This window comes from Agrobacterium leguminum (assembly GCF_015704895.1).
Classification (GTDB): Bacteria; Pseudomonadota; Alphaproteobacteria; order Rhizobiales; family Rhizobiaceae; genus Agrobacterium; species Agrobacterium leguminum.
The window spans coordinates 22530-41689 of the sequence record NZ_JADQWB010000016.1 but is presented as its reverse complement, the minus strand read 5'-3'; the positions used below and the strand labels follow the sequence as shown (position 1 = coordinate 41689).

Sequence of the window (19160 nt, the reverse complement as noted above, 5' to 3'; positions counted from 1 at the left end):
CAGTGAGCTAAATCTATTTTTGTTGGGGGCATTTGTGACTAATCCAGCCGTGAGGCTTTCTCAGTTGCACGCTTGGCGTCACGAAACCGAATTGCGCAGTTTACAGCCTCGGCTCGATGCTTATTGGGCAGTCGATAGTAATAGGCCGGACGGTACCGACGCAGAGCGGGAAAACTATTACCGGCAGGTGGTGGCGCCTCACGAAGACGCCTTTCTCGCCGATTTCCCTCAAGGCGTGCCGGAAAGAACCGCCTGGGAGGTTATCTTGCGCGAGGGGAATTGGCGCTCCGTGCTCAAGAGTTGGCGCCACGGTGGGCAACAGATATTTAAGTTTGCGCCCGACTTGTTGGCAATGCTGGCCGATACTGACGTGAATGAGTTGCCCGTCCAGAACCTGCGAATGCCGTACGATACGTTCTATGTCGCTCTTGCACCGGGGCATTTTTTGCCCAACTACAATCGCGACTGGGTGGTCGATGGGTTCTATGTCACGGCTGAAATTTGCCTGGTTGACTCTCTCCGGTTGAGGCCCCGTCCTCCGAACGAACTGATAGCTGAGCAGAGAAAGCAATGGGCGGATCTTGAGCGAATCCCAGGCGCTCTGGAGAGTCTGCGTAAGGACGACTCCGAAAGTTTTGCAAGCTTTGATAGTTACATTGCGAAGCTGTTGGCCGAAAATGCAGCTGCCCAACAGCTTTACGACCGTTACCTGCTAGATCCCGATGCGGCGATGGATGAAATCGCTGCAAAGGTGGATATCCCCGGTTCGGGCGAGTGGCGCTCATATTTGATGTTCACGGTGAATTTCACGTTCCGTCGGCGTGATCTTCCTCCGGCGTCGCTTTCATTGACCGATCTTTTGGGCCAGCCAACGCTCCGTGCGCACTACGATTTTGTCTCGCACCGCAATACGGTTGCAGATGGCATCGAACGCGGTCGTCGATCGGCAATTCCAATGGATACCTTTCGAGAAGAAGACGGGCATCCTGATGATCTTCGCAACGTGATTTCCGACCCAACAGTTCTGGAGGAGGTCACGCGACTGGTGTTCAACCTCGTCTGCTATTTGAATTATCCCGAGCGCGATCAGGAAAAACGACTAAGCGATCCGCGGGTCCACGAAAAGGTAACGCGGGCGAAAGGCAAAGCAAGAAAATTGGCCGAAGCGCGAGCACGCCAGGACGGTTGTCGCTGGATTAATTTCTGCGGCTATCGAACGTCATTCGATAGGCGAAAGATGCTCGGCACTTCGGCCGTTGGCCATTGGCGCCGGGGACACTGGCGGAATCAACGGTTTGGGAAGGCGCTGACAGAAAGCAGGTTGCTTTGGATTCGGCCAACGATGGTTGGGGCCGACAAAGATATCATTGATAGCCGTCCGACGGTTTACGAGGTGTCCCAATAGCGGGCGCCTCGGTCGCTAAGCGGTGGCCTTTTGCTGTGTAGGGCCGATCGGGTGCGGAGCTGCTCGAACGCCACGACAAGCGCCGCAAGGAGAGGTTTGTTGGTTCAATCCGCCTTTACCGGGATGCAATAATTAGAATGCGGTCGATGGGGATGGTTTGTCGCGATGGCAGGGAAGCAGTTCAAGAGGACACTTAAACGAGCCATCGACCTGGAGACGATGCTTACGATTTCAAGCGATGCCTTGATGGGGATGCCCAAAGACGACTACCAGGTTGTCAGGCGGCTTGCGACCAGAGCCCGGCTGGATCGTCGACCGCGTTATGTTTGCGGCTTGTGCGGGCATGCGGTCTACGCTCCACGTGAAGGTCGAACCGGACAGCCTTACTGGAAGCATCATCCGGGTGGTCCTGAAGACTGCTTATGGTGGACCGGGACGCCATCCGGTGTGGACGTAGTCAGTGCGCGGCAGTTTGACGGCGCTCAAGAGAGTCCGTTGCATGCGAAGATCAAAAACATCGTTGCTGAACTCCTCTCAGAGGATCGCCGGACCAAGCCGGAAAGCGTGGTCGTCGATGCATACCTCATCACCGAAGGGGGCCGTCGGCGCCCGGATGTGCGCGCAGTTTATGATGAAGCGCCAATTGTCGTCGAAGTTCAACTCGCGACGACCCAGATTCCGATCATCATCCAGCGTGAAGATTTCTATGATAGCGAGGCGTATCGGCTCCTGTGGCTGACGTGGAATTTTGAGCCGCCGGCGACAAACGGACGACTTCTCAGTTCATTCGAAGACATTTTTTATTCGCACAATAAGAACCTGTTCTCGATGGATAACGAGACCGTTCAGCTCTCACGGCAACGGAACGAGGTCATTCTTCGCGCTTTCTGGGTCCGGGAGAATTTGTGGCAATCCAAGCTCGTCGGTCTTCATGAATTGAATTGGCTTTCGAGCGGCCGCGCTTTTGCCGTGGCACCTGAGACCCGTTGGCACGAGGACTTCTTAGCTCGTTGGCGTGCGGCAACTGGTGGCCATGGGACTCCGAGGCCCGAACGAGGGACGCTTCTTGCTGAACTGGCTGAAAAGCTATCGCTCATCGATGTCGACGACCGCACACTCGAGGAGGCTGATATCGACTCCTTGATCAATTGTTTGCTCTCCCTGCTTGACGGCTACCCGGTAGGGTCCCGTCAGAAGAACCTTATGGAGGTGTTGAATACATTTCTCAACGTGGAGCGGAGGCATCGGTTTGCGCGCCTCATCCGGCGATTTGCCGAGCTTGTGGATAGGAGAGACATTCTGGAAACAAAGAGCGTCCAGAGCAAGCTGGCGGTTGCGCTCAAGGCGGCGCAGGACGATCCACAAAGCTTGACGGGGCGTATTGCTCTGGCGCTCTTTCCAGAAGCGTTCGCCTCGAGGCACAAATCGATGGAGCAAAGGTGACTTCGATTCCTCGGTGAGGCGTTGATCCGTAAGCGGGGCGCCACCTTCGTCCACGCCACCAGATCGGTGATACCGGTTTCATCCTCGAGCGTGATGGACATAACGTCCCCGGAAACGCCGGGACGCTACCGAATGAGTACGGTGCGGCAGGTACACAACTACGCTAGTTTGATGCAGGAGCACGATGGTATACTAGATCTGTGAAAACGATATAGATGCCGCCGTTGTCAATCAGATTGATCTCATGTTCCGAACTATGTTCGCTGAACTTCAGCAACAGGCATTCGATGACGATTGGGCGGAGGACTTCCCCCCCGCCAGGTGAGTTCTCATTGGCAATCGACACTGGTAACTTTTCCCCAAACGATCTAAATATATTGAAGCACTTGGGGCCTAAATCTAATTCGTCTCTTACGTAAGGCGCAAATTGAGCTTGTCCTTCAACGCCTGCGGTCCCACGCAAACAGCCTCAATTTGCTCATCCGAAAACGAAAGTGTTTTCAGGAAATGAAGCTGGAGCAGCGCCTCCATCTTCTCGCAAAGCACATATAGCTGCATTCCATCAGCCGACTTGTGCTCCGATTTAGGGTCATAGTGCGTCAGGTAGTTTCGGGTGTCCACTATCAACCGGACAAGACGCTTTCTGTCTGCATCGCTTCCAAACCGATCCTTGAATGGTTCGAGAATCCGCTTCAGTCGGTTTGCAAGGCTGATCTCATTGGCGAAAGCCAGCTTCTGTCCAATCCACTCCTTGTGCGCGTCAGGAGCGGCCTTAATCAGAAGGTCCTTCAAGGCGCCGAAATCGGCGGGGGCCATCGCGGTTTCAGTCGAGGTTCGACGGTGCAGCGTTTCAACAGCCTGGGCGAGAGAAAGAAAACGTCCCTCCAGAAAAGTTTGTGACCCTGCTCTCGTTGAAAAATAGAGGTGCAAGACCGGCAGGATTACATCGTACAACTCGAACCAACTGGCGAATATCTTCTGGGAATTACCCTGAAGATCGAGGTAGCGATACAACATCCGGAAGCTGTCAATTTTGGGCGTCTTATCGAGGTGGTTTTTCGAACGGTAGTACAAGTCCATCTTGGCTGGTTTGGTTTTACCCTCGCCAATCGGTTCCGTGATGCCTTTATTGATCGCCCAGACTTCCGTCACCGACACCGTGGTGTCGACGGCGAAGGATACAAACTCTCGAAGCTTAGTAACGATGTTTGTAAAGAAGCTGGGCTTCTGCGGTTCCCGGGCTGATATTTTCAGATAAGCCGAGGCATTTATCTCTGCATGCTTCACGTCGGTCATGGACGGCATGGTGTGTCCGAAGCCAACGGACAACGTGAAATCATCGCCTTCATATAGGGTAATCGGCTCGGGGCGACGGTACTCGACCGAGTAAACGAGTGGGGTATTAATTAACGACAGGGAAAGCCCTGAAACACGAAGCCACTCCTCGAAGCCTTGGACAGAGGTGTACTGCTCGTCGAAAAGGATATCCTCATCGGCGTCGAATGCCACACCCAAAATTGCCCAGGATGCTTCGACTTTCGACTTGATGACACCGCCGAAACCGTAAGGCAGCTTGCGATAGAAGCAGTGCTCAAGAGTGAGCATGCCTTCCTTCTCAATCTGGCCGACCACGCGTCCGATGGTCATCGTCTCGTCCATAAGGTCCTCGACGGACCCGGTCGGGCCGGAAAAACTCCCAAGGATTTCGAGATGAACCTTTCCGGCTTCTGAAATCGTCAACGTTCCCGGTGCTCTGTAGTCCTCCTTGCCGGGAAGCCAAAAGAAGCCTGATCGTACCAAAGGCTCTTTAATGCGCATAAAACCCCTCTTCGAAAGCCTTTGGTCGAAGCACAGCCAACGGATAAGCCTGTTCGCCCCCGATCAACTTCAATGGCAGCCAATATAGGAAGCGCTCTTAGCGATTGCACCCCTATCAAAAAAGGAGGGCCGTCTCTGGGGTGAGACGCGAGCCAGTTCCTTCTTCAGCTGCCTGATCTCCTCAGCCTCGTCGTTGCAGGTACCTGCAGCGATATCAATGTCTGGAAGCGCTTCTTTGTCGTTCATGCCCTATCTTATTCTGATAAAAAGTATTCACAAACAATGGGCGGCCATGTGTCAAATCACGACGCATAGCAGGCACGACCGAATATAGGCGCTGATCCCACCCTGAGAGGGGATCAAGATCCTGCAACTACTATATAATCTGGCACCAAGTGAAAATCGGAATAGCAGGGTCTCAGGTTCACATCCCTTCAAGGCGAAGAAGACGTCAGCTATCGATACCATCCTGATGCCTGCCGCACAGAAGACATCGCGCCGGCGGTGGCGTCATATCGCCTCTGCACCGGTCGAAATCAAAGCAAGTCAAGCGGTTTTTCCGTCTCGAGCATTGCTCAGCTCCCCTGACCGGCTTCAGCGGTCGCCAAACCTTTCGCCCTTGCAGGCAAAACGTGTCTGCCCGAACTAAACGTGGAGCCTTGCTGTCGATTTGCGCGGGATCAAAGTTGGGGCTGACACGAGAATTTGGTTTTCGCGGACAACAGTTGTATGCGTGAGCAAGTCGAGTGCGTTGGCCGCGATCTGATCAAAGGGAACGCGCAGTGTTGTGAGTGGTGTCGAGAGATGGCTGACGATCGGGATATCGTTGTAGCCGACCAGGGAGACGTCATCCGGCACAGAGAGCCCCATCTTGTTCAATGCCGAGAGAGCGCCGATCGCCGTATTGTCGTTGACGGCAAAAATTGCAGTCGGTGGATTGCCAAGTGCCATGAGCTTCGCGACCGCTTCTGCTCCCGACTGGATACTGAATGTCGACGGGATGATCAGGCCGGGATCGATTGCAATTGATGCCTCTTCAAGGGCCTGCCTGTATCCGTCGACGCGTCCGGTCGCGCTGGATGCATAGTCTGGACCCGCAATCAAGCCTATCCGCTCATGGCCCAAATCCAGTAAATGACGCGTCGCAAGATAACCACCGAGCCGATCATCGCCCACGGCAGAGAGGCTGTGACGATCCGTTCTCAGCGCCAGTACAAAGGGGACACCCCGTTCTCTTAGTTCATCGGGGAAACTATCGTCATCGCGCGCGGTGGATAATATTAATCCATCCACACCTCGATTGAGAAGCGACTCCGCTGCCAAGCGGTCCGCCTGTGGTTTATCCTCGGTCGTCGCAACGATAGCAAACCGTCCGGTCCGGGCGCAGGCTTTGACGATTGCCTCATACAGCATCGCCATGACGGTATCCGTTAACCGCGGAACGATGACGCCGATCGTCATCGTGCTACCGCGCCGTAGGCTGGCAGCTGAAACATCCTTCACATAACCGAGTTCCGCGGCAATCTTGCGCACACGCTCGGCAGTTTCGCTGTCGGACCGCGGCAGTCGCTCATCGAGGATGCGCGAGACAGTCGATTTCGACACTCCCGCCGCAGCGGCAACACTGTGAACAGTCACACGCGGTTGTCGAGGACGCTCTTTTGATTCCATTGTCTTTTTTCCATTCCACGTCTGTTGCCGGGCGCACGCCGAGTACATTGCACGAAAAAGCGGTTGACTCCAGAACAATTTAGATCGATAACGGGAACGTTCCCATTAACGATCCCGTCTGCTGGTCAATTAAGGACAGCAGCTGATAAGGAGGAGAAATCAGATGCAACCCATGGATCTTCGCGGCCTCAGCCCGGCACCCGTCACCGCTTTCACGCGTGATGGTGAGGTCGACTACGCAGCCAATGCAAAAATCGCCAAGTGGCTTGCCTCGATGGATGGCGTAAAGAGCCTCGTCATTCTCGGCCATGCCGGCGAAGGCACGTTCCTGACTGAAGACGAGCGCCTGGAACTCATCCGCGTTTACGTGGACGCTGTTGGCGGTTCGCTGCCCATCATCGCCGGTATTACCGGGGAAGGTACGCGGGTGGCTGCAGTAGAAGCCAAGAAGTGCAAGGCTGCCGGTGCCACCGGCGCGCTCGTTTATCCTAACCACGGCTGGCTTCGCTTCGGTTTCCAGAAGGGTGCACCACAGGACCGTTACAAGGCGATCTGGGAAGAATCAGGCCTGCAGGAAATCCTGTTCCAGTATCCGGATGTGACCAAGGCGTCCTATGACCTGGATACGCAGCTGGCAATCGCCACCCAGCCCGGTGTCGTGGCGACGAAAAACGGCGTGCGCAATATGAAGCGCTGGTATGTCGAAATCCCCGAGCTGAAGAAGGCCAATCCGAACCTGCAGGTCCTCAGCTGCCACGACGAATGGCTTCTGCCAACGATGTTCGATGTCGACGGTCTACTCGTCGGCTATGGCAATATCGCGCCCGAGCTTCTGATCGATCTGATCAAGGCGGGCAAGGCACAGGACTATCCGCAAGCGCGCAAGATCTTCGAACAATTGCTGCCGGTGACCCGTGCGGTCTACCACCGTGGTTCACATATGGAAGGCACTGTCGCCCTGAAACTCGGCCTCGTACACCGTGGGGTTCTCGATCATGCGACGATCCGCGAGCCTTTGAAGAACCTCGGCGAAAAGGCGGAGCAGGAAATCTTTGCTGCCTTCGAGGCAGCCGGCATCGGCCGCGTCGAGCAGCTGCTGGCCGCTGAATGATCTTTTGCCGCCCCCTGCATGCGCTCGGGGCGGCAAGCCAAAGGGGCGGGCCTGAGCAAAGCAGCAGGTCCGCACCGGAACAAGTTTATCTCTGACAGGAACGCCGAAACATCGTAGCAACAACGCAGGGAGCGTATCCGTAGCCGGGAGCGAGAAAGGCGACGGGTCGAGGAGGAAATCATGAATATCATGCAGCCACAGATGGCTGACGCGACGGCTGTTGCCGATCCGCAGGCCGACATCAGCGCCCGACTGGAGCGCCTTCCTATCACAAGAGAAGTTTTTTGGGCGCGTAACATCGTTGGAGCGGCGACGTTCTTCGACGGTTATACGGTGATCGCCATAGCCTACGCGATGCCTGTTCTGGTCCGCGAGTGGGGGCTCACTCCATCTCAGACAGGAATGATCCTGTCGATGGGATATCTGGGGCAACTCATCGGCGCCATCCTGTTTGGCTGGCTCGCGGAAAAGATCGGTCGACTCAAAGTCCTGTTGTTCACCATTCTCCTGTTCGTCAGCATGGATGTTGCCTGCCTCTTTGCCGCGGGCGCGGGCATGATGATGGCGTTCCGCTTCGTGCAGGGGATAGGCACCGGCGGCGAAGTGCCCGTCGCCAGCGCCTACATCAACGAGTTGATCGGGTCGAAAGGTCGCGGTCGCTTTTTCCTGCTCTACGAAGTCATGTTCCTGCTCGGGCTCGTCGGCGCTGGTCTGATCGGCTACTTCATGGTTCCGGTTTATGGCTGGAAAGCAATGTTTGTCGTCGGTCTGGTACCTGCCATCCTGATGATCCCGTTGCGCTGGTTCCTGAAAGAATCTCCCCGCTGGCTGGCGGCGACCGGGCGGTATGACGAGGCCAACGCCATCGTGACACGTATGGAAGAAAGCGCTCGAGCCTCGGGAAAAGAGCTTCCCGAACCTCGGATCATCACAACATCCGTCAAGCGTAAGTCCGATTGGAGGGAACTCTTCCAGGGGATATACCTGAAGCGCACACTATCGATCTGGGCGATGTGGTTCTGCGCCTACATGGTGGCGAACGGGACGATTACGTGGCTGCCGACGCTCTATCGCCAGACTTTCAATCTGCCGCTTGAAACAAGCATTCTGTATGGTTTCATGACGTCAGCAGCGGGCGTTGTGGCCGCCGTCATTTGCGCATTGCTGATCGATCGGGTGGGCCGTAAGCGGTGGTATACGGGTGCGCTGCTTCTTGCTCCGGTACCTCTCGTCATTCTCGCGTGGCTTGGTGCAACATCGCCGATGCAGGTCCTGATCCTGGCGGGCCTTGCCTACGCCATCGTGCAGACGGTGACCTTCTCGCTGTATCTGTATTCGGCGGAAATCTACCCGACGCGCTTGCGGGCTATCGGCACAGGGACGGGCAGCGCCTGGCTTCGTCTCGGCTCCTCCGCCGGCCCGATGCTTGTAGGCTTCTTGATGTCCTCCATGGGCATCCAGTATGTGTTCGCGACGTTTGCCGTCATTCTGGTCACTGGTGCCGTTGTGACAATGCTGTTTGCGGTGGAGACCAAAGGCAAGGTTCTCGAAGAACTGTCTCCGTAAGAGAAAAACGGCCCGATATTAGCTGGATTCTGACCGTCCCTTGGTTCGCCAGGGACGGTTTCTGCTTGAATCGTTGTGGGTTCACATCTTTTCAAGGCCAAGGCCAAGGCCAAGGCCAAGGCCTAGAGGAGGATAGCAACTATTGTGTCCTTGCAACGGATGCGCGTTCAACAATCTGCGTTTGCAAGACCACATTGCGGGCTGTTTTCCTGTTGCCATTCAGTCGTTCCATGAGCAGTTTCGCCGCCGCTTCGCCGAGTTGATACACTGGCTGGCGAATGACAGTCACGGGCGGGGACGTCACGCTGGTCCAGTCCGCATCGTGAAACGAAACAAGTGACAGATCATCCGGAATAGAAAGTCCGATCACCCGGCACGTTTTGAACACTTCGAGCCCGATGACGCTGTCCGACGCGATGATTGCCGTCGGACGCTGCTCCGATTGGAGCATTTCGGTTACGATGCGGTGCGTAGCCTCTGGTGTTGTCGCACCAACGCGCACCCAATCGCTCATTTCCGGCAAACCCGCCTCTTGACCTGCGTGGAAAAAACCTTCGATGCGCCGTCGCACCGAGCCGGTATCGATGTCGGCCAGAGTGCGAAAAACATGGTTTGAGGTGTCGCAGGCTGTAAGATAGGCGATGCGGCGGTGGCCAAGTGTGATCAACTGGCGGGTAATACTCTCCGCCGCATTCTGGTCGTCGGCGATGACAGTGTCTACGTCCAGCGCCTCGCCGCACCGGTCGAGTAACGCGAGTGGCAAGCCGGACCGGATGGCTTCCCTGAGGTGATCGACATCGTTCTCCTTGGCAGGGGAGACAATCAAGCCATCGACGCGTTTGGCAAGCAATGTACGAATCGCGGCCTTCTCCGCCGTCGCGTCCTCGCCCGAATTGATGAGAATGACGGTAAAGCCCGCCTGCCGGGCGATATCCGTGATGCCGCGTACCGCGAGGCTGAAGAAGGGGTTCTCGATATCCCCCACTACGACGCCGATTGTGCCGGAGCGGCCCGTCGTCATGCTGCGGGCAAGCTCATTGGGGCGATAATCAAGGGAACTTGCGGCAGCTGTGACAGCCTCGCGCACCCTGTCGCTGACAGTTCCGTAGCCGCCCAGCACGCGTGCAGCCGTTGCCTTCGAGACGCCGGCCCTGCGTGCGACGTCAGCCACGGTGACGGAAGGGGTTTTAGAGAGGCTTTTATCCATAAACGGTAGCCTTACAAGAGAACTTGACGAGTGGCAAATGCGAAGATAACAATTGCCAATAATCAAAGAGACCGGTCTCTTTATTATTGAGACCGGTCTCAATAACAGAAAAAGACTTCCGACATGCGAACTGCATGGGCCGGGCAGGCGACGTCGTGTCGCTTTCCGGATGGGACCTGTGCGCCTTGAATACATCGCAGACAACGACACCAGAGGAGACGAAACCAATGCGATTTACCGAAGCCTTCACTTCCCCCTTTGCCAGAATCCGCGCCACCGCCATCGCGGTCACGCTTGGTGTCCTCGCAGGCGCAACGACCCCGGCGCTTGCCGACAATCCACTTGGCCTCATTGATCCCACCACCATCAGTGTCGGAACGATGGGTGACGCCAAGCCCTATGCCTTTACCACTGCCGACGGTAACTTTACCGGTTTCGACATCGAGCTTTTCCTCAACGTTGCCGGACGCCTCGGCTTCAGGAAGGAGCAGGTTGTCTTCACCGGTCAGGAATTCTCGGCGCTGATGCCGTCGGTCGCCAACGGCCGCTTCGATGTTGCGGCCGCCGCAATTGGCACGACGGCCAAGCGCAAGGAAACCGTTGATTTCTCCGATGGTTATCTTGCAGGTTTCCTCAGCGTGCTGACTTCGGAGCCTGGCATCACCGATGCAGCAGGCCTCAAGGGCAAGCGTCTCGGCGTCGTGCAGGGCACGCTGCAGGAAATCTATGCAGAGAAGAACTTTGCCGGCACCGATCTCGTCAAGTTCCCGGACAACAACTCAGCCGTTTCTGCGCTCAACAACGGCACGGTCGACGCCCATTTCCTCGATTTCGAGGCGGCAAAGGACTATTCCGCCCGTTACCCGGCGCTGAAGGTCGCGGTCAATATTCCGAGCTTCGATGCGCCTGCCGGCTTCGTCATCCGCAAGGGGAACGATGCATTGCGCGAGGCGCTCGACAAGGGCCTGAAAGAGGCCATGCAGGACGGCACCTGGAAGAAGCTTCATGAAAAATGGTTCCCCGGCACACCGATGCCGGCGGCATATCTTCCCAAGCAGTGATGCCGCCTTCCGGTCCGGCCTTCACCGGTCGGGCCGGCCTTTCTTTCAAGGGATATCCTGATGAACTGGCTTGAAAACCTGCGCCGCAGCTTCCTCGACTGGAATGCCATGGCCGAAGTGCTGCCGACCATGATCACGGTCGGCCTGAAGAATACGCTGATCCTGGCTGCGACCTCGACGGTGCTTGGCGTCGCCATCGGCATGATGCTCGCCATCATGGGCATTTCCCGCTCGCCATGGCTGCGCATTCCCGCACGTTTCTATACCGATATTTTCCGCGGCCTGCCGGCCATCGTCACAATCCTCCTCATCGGTCAGGGCTTTGCCCGCATCGGCCGCGAACTCTTCGGCCCGTCGCCTTATCCACTCGGCATTCTGGCGCTCAGCCTGATTGCCGGCGCCTATATTGGCGAAATTTTCCGGTCCGGCATCCAGAGTGTCGATCGCGGCCAGATGGAGGCGTGTCGTGCACTGTCCATGAGCTACGGTCAGGGCATGCGCCTCATTGTCGTGCCGCAGGGCGTGCGCCGTGTGCTGCCGGCCCTCGTCAACCAGTTCATCGGCAACGTCAAGGATTCGAGCCTTGTCTATTTCCTCGGGCTTCTGGCCTCCGAACGCGAGATCTTCCGCGTAGGACAGGACCAGGCGGTGGTGACGGGCAATCTTTCACCATTGTTGCTGGCGGGCGTGTTTTATCTCATCGTCACCGTACCGCTCACCCATGTCGTCAATGCGATCGACAATCGCTTGCGGATGGGCAAGCAGCGTCCCTCCGTCATCACCAGTGGGCTGGAAGAGGTCAGTGAACTCGACAGTGCGGCCCGCGCCTCCGGTGTCGCCTTCAAGGGTGGCAGCCTTGATGTGCGCCGTCTCGGCATGGCCTACGGCGACCTCGATGTGCTGAAGGGTGTCGACCTTTCAGTAAAGCCGGGCAGCGTCACCTGCATCATCGGCCCGTCCGGTTCCGGCAAATCCACCCTGTTGCGTGGGCTCAACCGTCTGGTCGAGCCGAAGAGTGGCGATATTCTCATCGATGGTGAAAGCATTCTCGCCATGAAGCCGGAAACGCTGCGCCGCAGGGTCGGCATGGTCTTCCAGCATTTCAACCTCTTTCCGGATCACACGGCACTGGAAAACGTCATGCTGTCGCTGACGAAGATCAAGGGCCTACCGGCAGCCGAGGCCGAGCGCATCGCCAAGGCAAGGCTTGCCGATGTTGGTCTTGCAAGCCGCCAGCATCATCGTCCAGGCGGTCTTTCCGGCGGGCAGCAGCAGCGCGTCGCCATTGCCCGTGCGCTTGCCATGGAGCCGGAAGTTATCCTCTTCGATGAGGTGACGAGTGCGCTCGATCCGGAATTGGTCAAGGGCGTGCTCAACCTGATGGCCGAACTCGGCACGCGTGGCATGACCATGGTCGTCGTCACGCATGAAATGGGATTTGCCCGCCGGGTCGCCGATCAGGTCGTCTTCATGGACGAGGGGCGCGTGGTGGAAGCCGGCACGCCGGAGGCGATATTCGATACCCCGCAGAGCCCGCGCCTTCAGCGCTTCCTTGCGGAAGTGCTCTGAGCGTCGGGAGGAGAAAAAGATGACACGAACGATACGATGGGGCGTACTCGGTTGCGCAGGAATTGCCGCAAAGGCGGTCATTCCCGCCATCCAGTCAAGCCGTCTGGGGCGCGTTGTCGCAATTGCCTCGCGTGATGCCGCCAAGGCGAAGGAGATGGCGGCCCGCTTCGGCATAGCCAGGTCCTATGGCAACTATGAGGATTTGCTTGCCGATCCGGAAATAGATGCAATCTACAACCCTTTGCCCAATCATCTGCATGTGCCCATGACGATCAAGGCGCTGGAGCAGGGCAAACCCGTTCTCTGCGAGAAGCCGATCGCGCTTGATGCCGCGCAGGCGGTGGAACTGGCGACTGCACAGAAGGCGGCGGACCTGCCCGTCGCCGAAGCCTTCATGGTTCGCCACCATCCGCAATGGAAGAAAGCACGTGCGTTGATCGCGGAGGGGCGCCTTGGTGAGGTCAGGGCCATCCAGACGATCTTTTCCTATTATCTCGATGATCCCGGAAATGTGCGTAACCAGGCCGATATCGGCGGCGGTGGTCTGTTCGACGTCGGGTGTTATGCCATCAACACGGCGCGTTTCCTGTTCGACGCGGAACCGCTGCGGGCAATCGCTCTCATAGAATGCGATCCCGTCTTCGGCACGGACCGGCTGACGAGCGGGCTGCTAGCGTTTCCGGAGGGAAAGCAGCTTGCCTTCACCTGTTCCACGCAACTGTCCCTCACGCAGAAGGTGACGGTGCTTGGAACGCGCGGACGTCTGGAAATTCCCATTCCTTTCAATGCACCCGCCGATGAGCCGACTGTCCTCATCTTCGACGATGGCCGTGATCTGGCCGGCGGCGGACGCGAGGAGATCGTGATCGGCCAGGTCGATCAGTATCGCGAACAGGCCGATGCATTCGCTGAGGCGGTTCTTTCCGGAAAGCCACTCGTGACGGGGCTTGGCGACGCGATCGCAAACATGAAGGCGATCGACGCCCTTTTCCGCTCCGCCGCCAGCGGCCGCTGGGAAGAGCCCTGACTGCTTCACACCATCCCTATGATAATTGATTGAAAGCCAACCCCATGACCGACAACACCATCTCTTCAGCCGTCATCATCGGTGCCGGTATCTTCGGCGTTTCTACCGGCGTGCAGCTTGCGCGGCGCGGCATCCAGGTCACTATCCTCAATGACGGCCCGCCCGCCAACGGTGCCTCCGGCCGTTCGCTTTCCTGGCTAAACTCGGCGCGCATGCGCTCGGAACCCTATCATCAGTTGCGTATGGCCGGCATCGACCGGTATCGCACACTCGCGGCGCAGAACCCTGATGCGGAATGGCTTCGCTTCGATGGAGGGCTGACCTGGGATGCGGATGATGAGCGCAACGAGATCGACGCGGCCTATCGCCACGAGGTTTCGCTTGCCTATGATGCGCAGCGGCTTTCCGCAGCAGAAGTCGCCGGCGTCGCGCCCGGGCTCGATGCAAGTGCAATCACTCCGCAGGGCGCCATCTTCAATCCTGGCGAAGGCTGGGTCGATCTGCCGAGGTTGATCGGAGTGCTTCTGGAAGAGTTTTCCACACTCGGAGGCGTTCTGGTAATGGACCAGGGTGCCGCGCGGGTCGTGCTCGAGGGTGGTCGTGCCGTTGGTGCGGAAACCGCAGAAGGTCATCTCCATCGGGCCGATGCTGTTGTGCTCGCGACAGGCCCGGCCGTGCCGAAAATGGCTGCGGAAAGCGGACAGACAATCGGCGACGGGACACCGGTCGCGCTTCTCGTGCAGACCAAACCGCTCGCCCATCCCCTGCGCGCTGTCCTCAACACACCGCGCGTCGCTGTTCGCCCCGCGCCGGGTGGCTCCTTCTCGCTGGATGCCGACTGGGCGGCCGATGAGGGTGTGACAGTGCGTGCGGACGGCACCTATGAGATCGATGACAGCATTGTTGCCGAGCTTCTGGTGGAGGCTGCCAAGGTGATGGAAGGCAATCCGCAACTCGAAGTCGCTTCGATCGGTGTTGGCGGGAAACCGATCCCGGGCGACGGCGAGCCGGTGATTGGAGCCATCAAGGCCATTCCCGGCTATTACGTCGCCTTCAGCCACAGTGGCGCAACACTCGGTCTCATCGTGGGCGAGTTGCTTGCTTTCGAGATTGTTACAGGAACCGAACATCCCATGCTCGCGACCTTCCGACCGGAGCGTTTTTCCTTGAGTTAAGTCAATTTCAGGCGGATATTAAGATGATGCGCCCCGGCCTCGTGCTCCTCTGGAATGCCGATGATCTGTTCGTTCGTGAAAAGGCTACGCTTCGTACCTTGACCCTCTCAATCGACAAGATCTTACTTCAAAATGGACTATTTTAACGGGGTAATAGTCAGCGATGCCGCTGAACAGCAAGACAAATGTCAATAACGCACCTTCAGGCTCCGCTCTATCGCTCGCTCCTTTTCATGAAAGGGCGAATAGACGACAATGAGATATCTGTGTTGCTAATGCGTGGAGCGCATACTCAAAGATTAGACTGTCAGCGTTCAAACATCGCCTGCATCGTCTGCCGCCCCTCGCTGTCCGACACCCACAGTTCCGTCCCGGTATCTCCGTGTCTGGCATTGACGGCAAAAGTAGCACCATCAAACAATGGTGCCGTGGCGCGGAAAGTGAAGCATTTGGGCAAATTGCGGTTCGCCATCTCATACGCCATGCGCAGCATCAGGTTCGCCTGTAGTGGACCATGGACGACCAAGCCGTCGTAGAATTCTTCGTTGATGCAATAGTCGCGATCATAGTGAATTCGATGGCCATTGAATGTCACAGCCGAGTAACGAAACAAAAGGGTCGGCGTACCCGCAACGAATTGCTGTCTGTCGGCGGGAGGGTATTGGTGTACGGTGGATGCGGCGCTGGTTGCTTTGGGCATTTCTATTGCGCGATAGACGATGTCATGTCGTTCGTTCAGCGCAACCCCGCGAGATGTCGCGTATTCGTGCGTCACGGTGACAAAAAACAGAGATCCAGATCGTCCTTCTTTGAACACCACGTCGGTGACCCGTGACTTGCGTTTCACTTCATCACCAACAATAAAAGTGCCTGAATAACGGAGTTCACCGCCGGCCCACATCCGTCTGGGCAGCAGGATCGGTGGGAGGAAGCCACCTCTCGCTGGGTGACCGTCGGGTCCGAGAGATGACATTTGGGTGATCTCAGGTGACAAGCACCAATGTATTCCGATGGGTGCCTCGTCACCCGGTGACAGGTCTGGTTCCTCATCGAGGATAGCGGCCAGCGAATTCGCCAAACGCGGTGTGATCACATCAGTCGTTTCTCTCGAGGACCCAATCCAAGTCCTGAAATGCTCGATATCATATTGACGTGGCATGTGAACTCCAAAAAAGTAAGTTGCTTAAATTAAGCAGCATTTACGTACAGGACGATCTTTGAAAAAATCACGGTCAGACTATGCTGACCAACGCTTCGACGAAGATTTTACCGGTTGATCGTCAAGACTACAGAGCCGGTCGTGCGGCGGCCTACGAGATCAGTATGTGCTCGTGCAGCTTCAAGCAGCGGATAGGTATTGCCGACATTGATCTTCAATGCCCCCTTGGCAATCATTTCGAAGACAGCCGACGCACCTGCTTTGAAATCCGCTGCATCGGCTGTGTACTGACTGACGGTTGGGCGCGTTACAAATATGGATCCCTTGTTCCGAATTTCGGGGAGCGAGACCGAACCGACGTCTCCCGATGGCCAGCCGAATGACGCAAGGAGCCCAAATCTTGCAACGCTGTCGAGTGAACCCGCGAAAGTCGCCTTGCCGATTGATTCGTAAACTACAGAGCACTTCTTTCCTTTGGTAATTTCGTAAACCTCTTTCGCGAAGTCGTTTTCCTGCAGAATCGGGAAATCGACGCCTAACACCTTACCGAGCTTCAATTTCTCCTCGGAGCCAGCAGTGCCGATAATGACAGCCCCGAGATATTTGAGCCATTGTACCAAAATTTGCCCGACGCCCCCCGCGACGGCATGGACTAGGACGAAATCACCAGCTTCAATCTTGCGTAATCTTGTGGCCAGATACCAAGCGGTGAGGCCGCGAAAGATCGCGCCCGCTGCAATATCTGCTGGAATTGTCTGGTCGGGAAGACGAAATACGCGCTCGGCTGGCACCGTGCGCATCTCCGCGTAAGCGCCTGGATTGAACCACGAATACACAACGCGGTCGCCCATCTTCAATCCGTCGATACCAGCGCCTACAGTTTCGATCGTCCCGACGGCACTATAGCCCAACCCCATCGGCGTCTGTGCGGACATCTGACCAGAGCGAAGCTGCGTATCGATGAATTCGACGCCTACTGCCTCCTGTCGAATAAGTACCTCACCAGCTAAGGGAGGGGCTGCCTGGAACTCCTCCCACTCAATGACTTCCGGTCCGCCCTGTTGACGCACGATTGCTCGTTGATAAATGTCTACCAAAACGAAATCCTCCACTAACGTTTCAAACTGCTTCATACGGTCAGTGACCGTTTGAAAACGTTAAGCTATTTGGAACGGCATCAAAAGTATATAAATGGAAGATATTGTTTTGTTTTATCAATCAATATGCGGGGCCCATTCATTAATCTATTTAATGAATGAATACCTCTAATAATTGCGTTTGTTTGGGCGAAACGTCGACCCTACCATCCTCATACCGGATAAGCGGAAGCGCTATCCGGCGGTAACCGGCACGGCGGCCATGAGGAGTTCGGCAGCTGATCGGTAATGTTGTGGCATTATAGACCTACAAATTTCGGGAGAGACGCATGGCACCGACAGCCAAAACGAGTGAGCCAAAAGCATCCATTGTGAAGATCGCCGGTGCAAGTTTCATCGGGACAGCAATAGAGTACTACGATTTCTTCCTGTTCGGCACCGCAGCCGCTTTCATCTTCAATAAGATATTCTTTCCCAACCTTGATCCTTTGCTCGCCACGCTTGCTTCCTTTGCGACATTTGGCACTGCCTTCATCGGCAGGCCGCTGGGGGGCATGATATTCGGCCACTTCGGCGACCGTATCGGACGAAAGCGGATGCTCGTCGTCAGTCTCTTGATCATGGGCGGTTCGACGGTGATGATCGGGCTTTTGCCAACCTACAGCCAGATAGGAATCATTGCACCTGTCTTGCTCGTCATTGCACGTTTTCTGCAAGGCCTCGCCGTCGGCGGCGAATGGAGCGGAGCGGTGTTGATGGCTGCTGAACATGCACCTGCAAACCGGAGAGCATTTTACTCATCCTGGACACAGTCGGGAGCACCGACGGGCCTTGTTCTTGCGACCGGATCTTTCTGGCTGGTGCAGCAACTGCCCGAGGAGCAGATCATGAGCTGGGGTTGGCGCCTACCATTTCTCGCTAGCGCGTTTCTGGTTGGTCTCGGTCTGTGGATACGGGTGAAGATTTCCGAAACACCTGCGTTCAAGGTTATAAAAGACGCGGGTATGGAGGAGAAATTTCCTGCAGGACAGGTGTTCAAGACTAGCTGGCGGCCTCTGCTCCGCGTCATTTTCGCGATCTGCGGATGCAATGTTCTCTACTATATCGTCAACGTCTTCATCATCAAATACGGCGTGGACAATCTCGGCCTTACACGTGACGTCCTGTTGAAAGCGATTTGTTTGGGTTCACTCATTCAGATCGTTACCATCCCTGCAGCCTCATTGCTTGCAGATATGGTCGGAAGAAAGCCTGTTTTGCTGGTCGGCAATCTTGTGCTCGGTTTAGCCGCTTTCCCGATCCTCTCGCTGGTCGACCAAGGCAGACCCGAGGCAGTCTACATGGCGCTAATCCTGTCGATTTCCTTCGTGCATGCCATATGCTTCGGCCCGCTTGCGGGATTTGCAGCTGAGCAGTTTGCAACAAGGTTGCGCTATAGCGGCTCTGCTATGGGGATCCAGATCGGTGGCCTTATTTCCAGCGGACCGGTACCTTTTGTCGCAACCGGCCTGGTCTCATGGGGCGGAGGCTCGTGGCCGCTTGGCATTTACATCATTGTTGCAGCCGCCATTTCATTCGTCGCAATTCTGACGGCGCGCGAAACATTCCGGGATGGAAGCACTGCGGAGTACGAAAATCGGACGCCCCAAAGATCTGCCGTCCATGCAGTGACCTGATCAACGCAAACACTAGGTCCGATATGTGACACTGCCGATGAAATACCAATCGCTGATCGTTCGTATGAGCGATTGGTTTAAATTATTGAAACAGTATTGTGAGCTGTAGCGCATTTATTGTGCTGACCAAATCGTTTGAGATGATCAGAGCCAATCTGGCCTCGATGGAAAATAC

At 56.4% G+C, this 19160-nt stretch carries 15 protein-coding genes; 9 read left to right on the top strand and 6 right to left on the bottom strand.

Going from position 1 to position 19160, the window contains the following annotated elements:
* Positions 1–34 precede the first annotated feature (34 nt).
* Together I3J13_RS19850 and I3J13_RS19845 are read left to right on the top strand one after the other, a co-directional pair.
* Positions 35–1405: an AcrVA2 family anti-CRISPR protein gene (locus I3J13_RS19850; RefSeq protein ID WP_196379928.1), complete on the top strand. Its 1371-nt coding sequence runs from the start codon at positions 35–37 to the stop codon at positions 1403–1405.
* A gap of 165 nt (positions 1406–1570) precedes the next feature.
* Positions 1571–2848 carry a DUF6035 family protein gene (locus I3J13_RS19845; protein ID WP_196379927.1) on the top strand — a complete coding sequence of 426 codons (1278 nt, stop codon included), beginning with the start codon at positions 1571–1573 and terminating at the stop codon, positions 2846–2848.
* 411 nt (positions 2849–3259) lie between these two features.
* On the opposite strand, the gene I3J13_RS19840 is transcribed toward I3J13_RS19845, so the two are convergent.
* The 3 genes from I3J13_RS19840 to I3J13_RS19830 form a co-directional block, all read right to left on the bottom strand.
* The gene (locus I3J13_RS19840) at positions 3260–4666 is read right to left on the bottom strand and encodes an ApeA N-terminal domain 1-containing protein (protein ID WP_196379926.1); all 1407 of its coding nucleotides are present in this window, start codon (positions 4664–4666) and stop codon (positions 3260–3262) included.
* 69 nt (positions 4667–4735) lie between these two features.
* Positions 4736–4912, bottom strand: coding sequence for a hypothetical protein (locus I3J13_RS19835; protein ID WP_196379925.1), 177 nt, complete (start codon positions 4910–4912; stop codon positions 4736–4738).
* A 399-nt stretch (positions 4913–5311) separates the two neighbouring features.
* A complete protein-coding gene (locus tag I3J13_RS19830) occupies positions 5312–6337 on the bottom strand; it encodes a LacI family DNA-binding transcriptional regulator (RefSeq protein ID WP_113082333.1) in 1026 nt (341 codons plus the stop codon).
* A 163-nt stretch (positions 6338–6500) separates the two neighbouring features.
* Here I3J13_RS19830 and I3J13_RS19825 point away from each other — a divergent pair, with 163 nt between their 5' ends.
* Both I3J13_RS19825 and I3J13_RS19820 read left to right on the top strand, forming a co-directional pair.
* On the top strand, positions 6501–7448 hold the full coding sequence (locus I3J13_RS19825) for a dihydrodipicolinate synthase family protein (protein ID WP_196379924.1): 948 nt from the start codon (positions 6501–6503) through the stop codon (positions 7446–7448).
* A gap of 180 nt (positions 7449–7628) precedes the next feature.
* Complete coding sequence (locus I3J13_RS19820; protein ID WP_196379923.1) at positions 7629–9014, top strand: MFS transporter; 1386 nt, start codon at positions 7629–7631, stop codon at positions 9012–9014.
* Positions 9015–9153: 139 nt separating this feature from the next.
* On the opposite strand, the gene I3J13_RS19815 is transcribed toward I3J13_RS19820, so the two are convergent.
* Complete coding sequence (locus tag I3J13_RS19815) at positions 9154–10221, bottom strand: LacI family DNA-binding transcriptional regulator (RefSeq protein ID WP_196379922.1); 1068 nt, start codon at positions 10219–10221, stop codon at positions 9154–9156.
* Between the two features lie 227 nt (positions 10222–10448).
* Here I3J13_RS19815 and I3J13_RS19810 point away from each other — a divergent pair, with 227 nt between their 5' ends.
* Genes I3J13_RS19810 through I3J13_RS19795 form a run of 4 tightly spaced genes read left to right on the top strand, consistent with a single transcriptional unit; the run spans position 10449 to position 15053 of the window.
* Positions 10449–11282 carry an ABC transporter substrate-binding protein gene (locus I3J13_RS19810; protein ID WP_196379921.1) on the top strand — a complete coding sequence of 278 codons (834 nt, stop codon included), beginning with the start codon at positions 10449–10451 and terminating at the stop codon, positions 11280–11282.
* A gap of 60 nt (positions 11283–11342) precedes the next feature.
* On the top strand, positions 11343–12851 hold the full coding sequence (locus I3J13_RS25985; protein ID WP_196379920.1) for an amino acid ABC transporter permease/ATP-binding protein: 1509 nt from the start codon (positions 11343–11345) through the stop codon (positions 12849–12851).
* A gap of 19 nt (positions 12852–12870) precedes the next feature.
* Positions 12871–13878, top strand: a complete 1008-nt coding sequence (locus I3J13_RS19800; protein WP_196379919.1) for a Gfo/Idh/MocA family protein — start codon at positions 12871–12873, stop codon at positions 13876–13878.
* A 44-nt stretch (positions 13879–13922) separates the two neighbouring features.
* Positions 13923–15053, top strand: a complete 1131-nt coding sequence (locus I3J13_RS19795; protein ID WP_196379918.1) for an NAD(P)/FAD-dependent oxidoreductase — start codon at positions 13923–13925, stop codon at positions 15051–15053.
* A 307-nt stretch (positions 15054–15360) separates the two neighbouring features.
* Here the strand turns inward: I3J13_RS19795 and I3J13_RS19790 are convergent, their stop codons facing one another.
* Together I3J13_RS19790 and I3J13_RS19785 are read right to left on the bottom strand one after the other, a co-directional pair.
* Positions 15361–16212 carry an HTD2 family dehydratase gene (locus I3J13_RS19790; protein ID WP_196379917.1) on the bottom strand — a complete coding sequence of 284 codons (852 nt, stop codon included), beginning with the start codon at positions 16210–16212 and terminating at the stop codon, positions 15361–15363.
* 107 nt (positions 16213–16319) lie between these two features.
* Complete coding sequence (locus I3J13_RS19785) at positions 16320–17345, bottom strand: quinone oxidoreductase family protein (protein WP_196379916.1); 1026 nt, start codon at positions 17343–17345, stop codon at positions 16320–16322.
* 293 nt (positions 17346–17638) lie between these two features.
* Between I3J13_RS19785 and I3J13_RS19780 the strand changes: the two genes are divergently transcribed.
* On the top strand, positions 17639–18985 hold the full coding sequence (locus tag I3J13_RS19780; protein WP_196379915.1) for an MFS transporter: 1347 nt from the start codon (positions 17639–17641) through the stop codon (positions 18983–18985).
* The last annotated feature ends 175 nt before the right edge of the window (positions 18986–19160 follow it).

Bases quoted from the DNA above. Each gene is read 5' to 3' on its own strand.
- I3J13_RS19845 (WP_196379927.1), top strand. From the start codon at position 1,571: ATGGCAGGGAAGCAGTTCAAGAGGACACTTAAACGAGCCATCGACCTG.
- I3J13_RS19840 (WP_196379926.1), bottom strand. From the start codon at position 4,666: ATGCGCATTAAAGAGCCTTTGGTACGATCAGGCTTCTTTTGGCTTCCC.
- I3J13_RS19835 (WP_196379925.1), bottom strand. From the start codon at position 4,912: ATGAACGACAAAGAAGCGCTTCCAGACATTGATATCGCTGCAGGTACC.
- I3J13_RS19830 (WP_113082333.1), bottom strand. From the start codon at position 6,337: ATGGAATCAAAAGAGCGTCCTCGACAACCGCGTGTGACTGTTCACAGT.
- I3J13_RS19825 (WP_196379924.1), top strand. From the start codon at position 6,501: ATGCAACCCATGGATCTTCGCGGCCTCAGCCCGGCACCCGTCACCGCT.
- I3J13_RS19820 (WP_196379923.1), top strand. From the start codon at position 7,629: ATGAATATCATGCAGCCACAGATGGCTGACGCGACGGCTGTTGCCGAT.
- I3J13_RS19815 (WP_196379922.1), bottom strand. From the start codon at position 10,221: ATGGATAAAAGCCTCTCTAAAACCCCTTCCGTCACCGTGGCTGACGTC.
- I3J13_RS19810 (WP_196379921.1), top strand. From the start codon at position 10,449: ATGCGATTTACCGAAGCCTTCACTTCCCCCTTTGCCAGAATCCGCGCC.
- I3J13_RS25985 (WP_196379920.1), top strand. From the start codon at position 11,343: ATGAACTGGCTTGAAAACCTGCGCCGCAGCTTCCTCGACTGGAATGCC.
- I3J13_RS19800 (WP_196379919.1), top strand. From the start codon at position 12,871: ATGACACGAACGATACGATGGGGCGTACTCGGTTGCGCAGGAATTGCC.
- I3J13_RS19795 (WP_196379918.1), top strand. From the start codon at position 13,923: ATGACCGACAACACCATCTCTTCAGCCGTCATCATCGGTGCCGGTATC.
- I3J13_RS19790 (WP_196379917.1), bottom strand. From the start codon at position 16,212: ATGCCACGTCAATATGATATCGAGCATTTCAGGACTTGGATTGGGTCC.
- I3J13_RS19785 (WP_196379916.1), bottom strand. From the start codon at position 17,345: ATGAAGCAGTTTGAAACGTTAGTGGAGGATTTCGTTTTGGTAGACATT.
- I3J13_RS19780 (WP_196379915.1), top strand. From the start codon at position 17,639: ATGGCACCGACAGCCAAAACGAGTGAGCCAAAAGCATCCATTGTGAAG.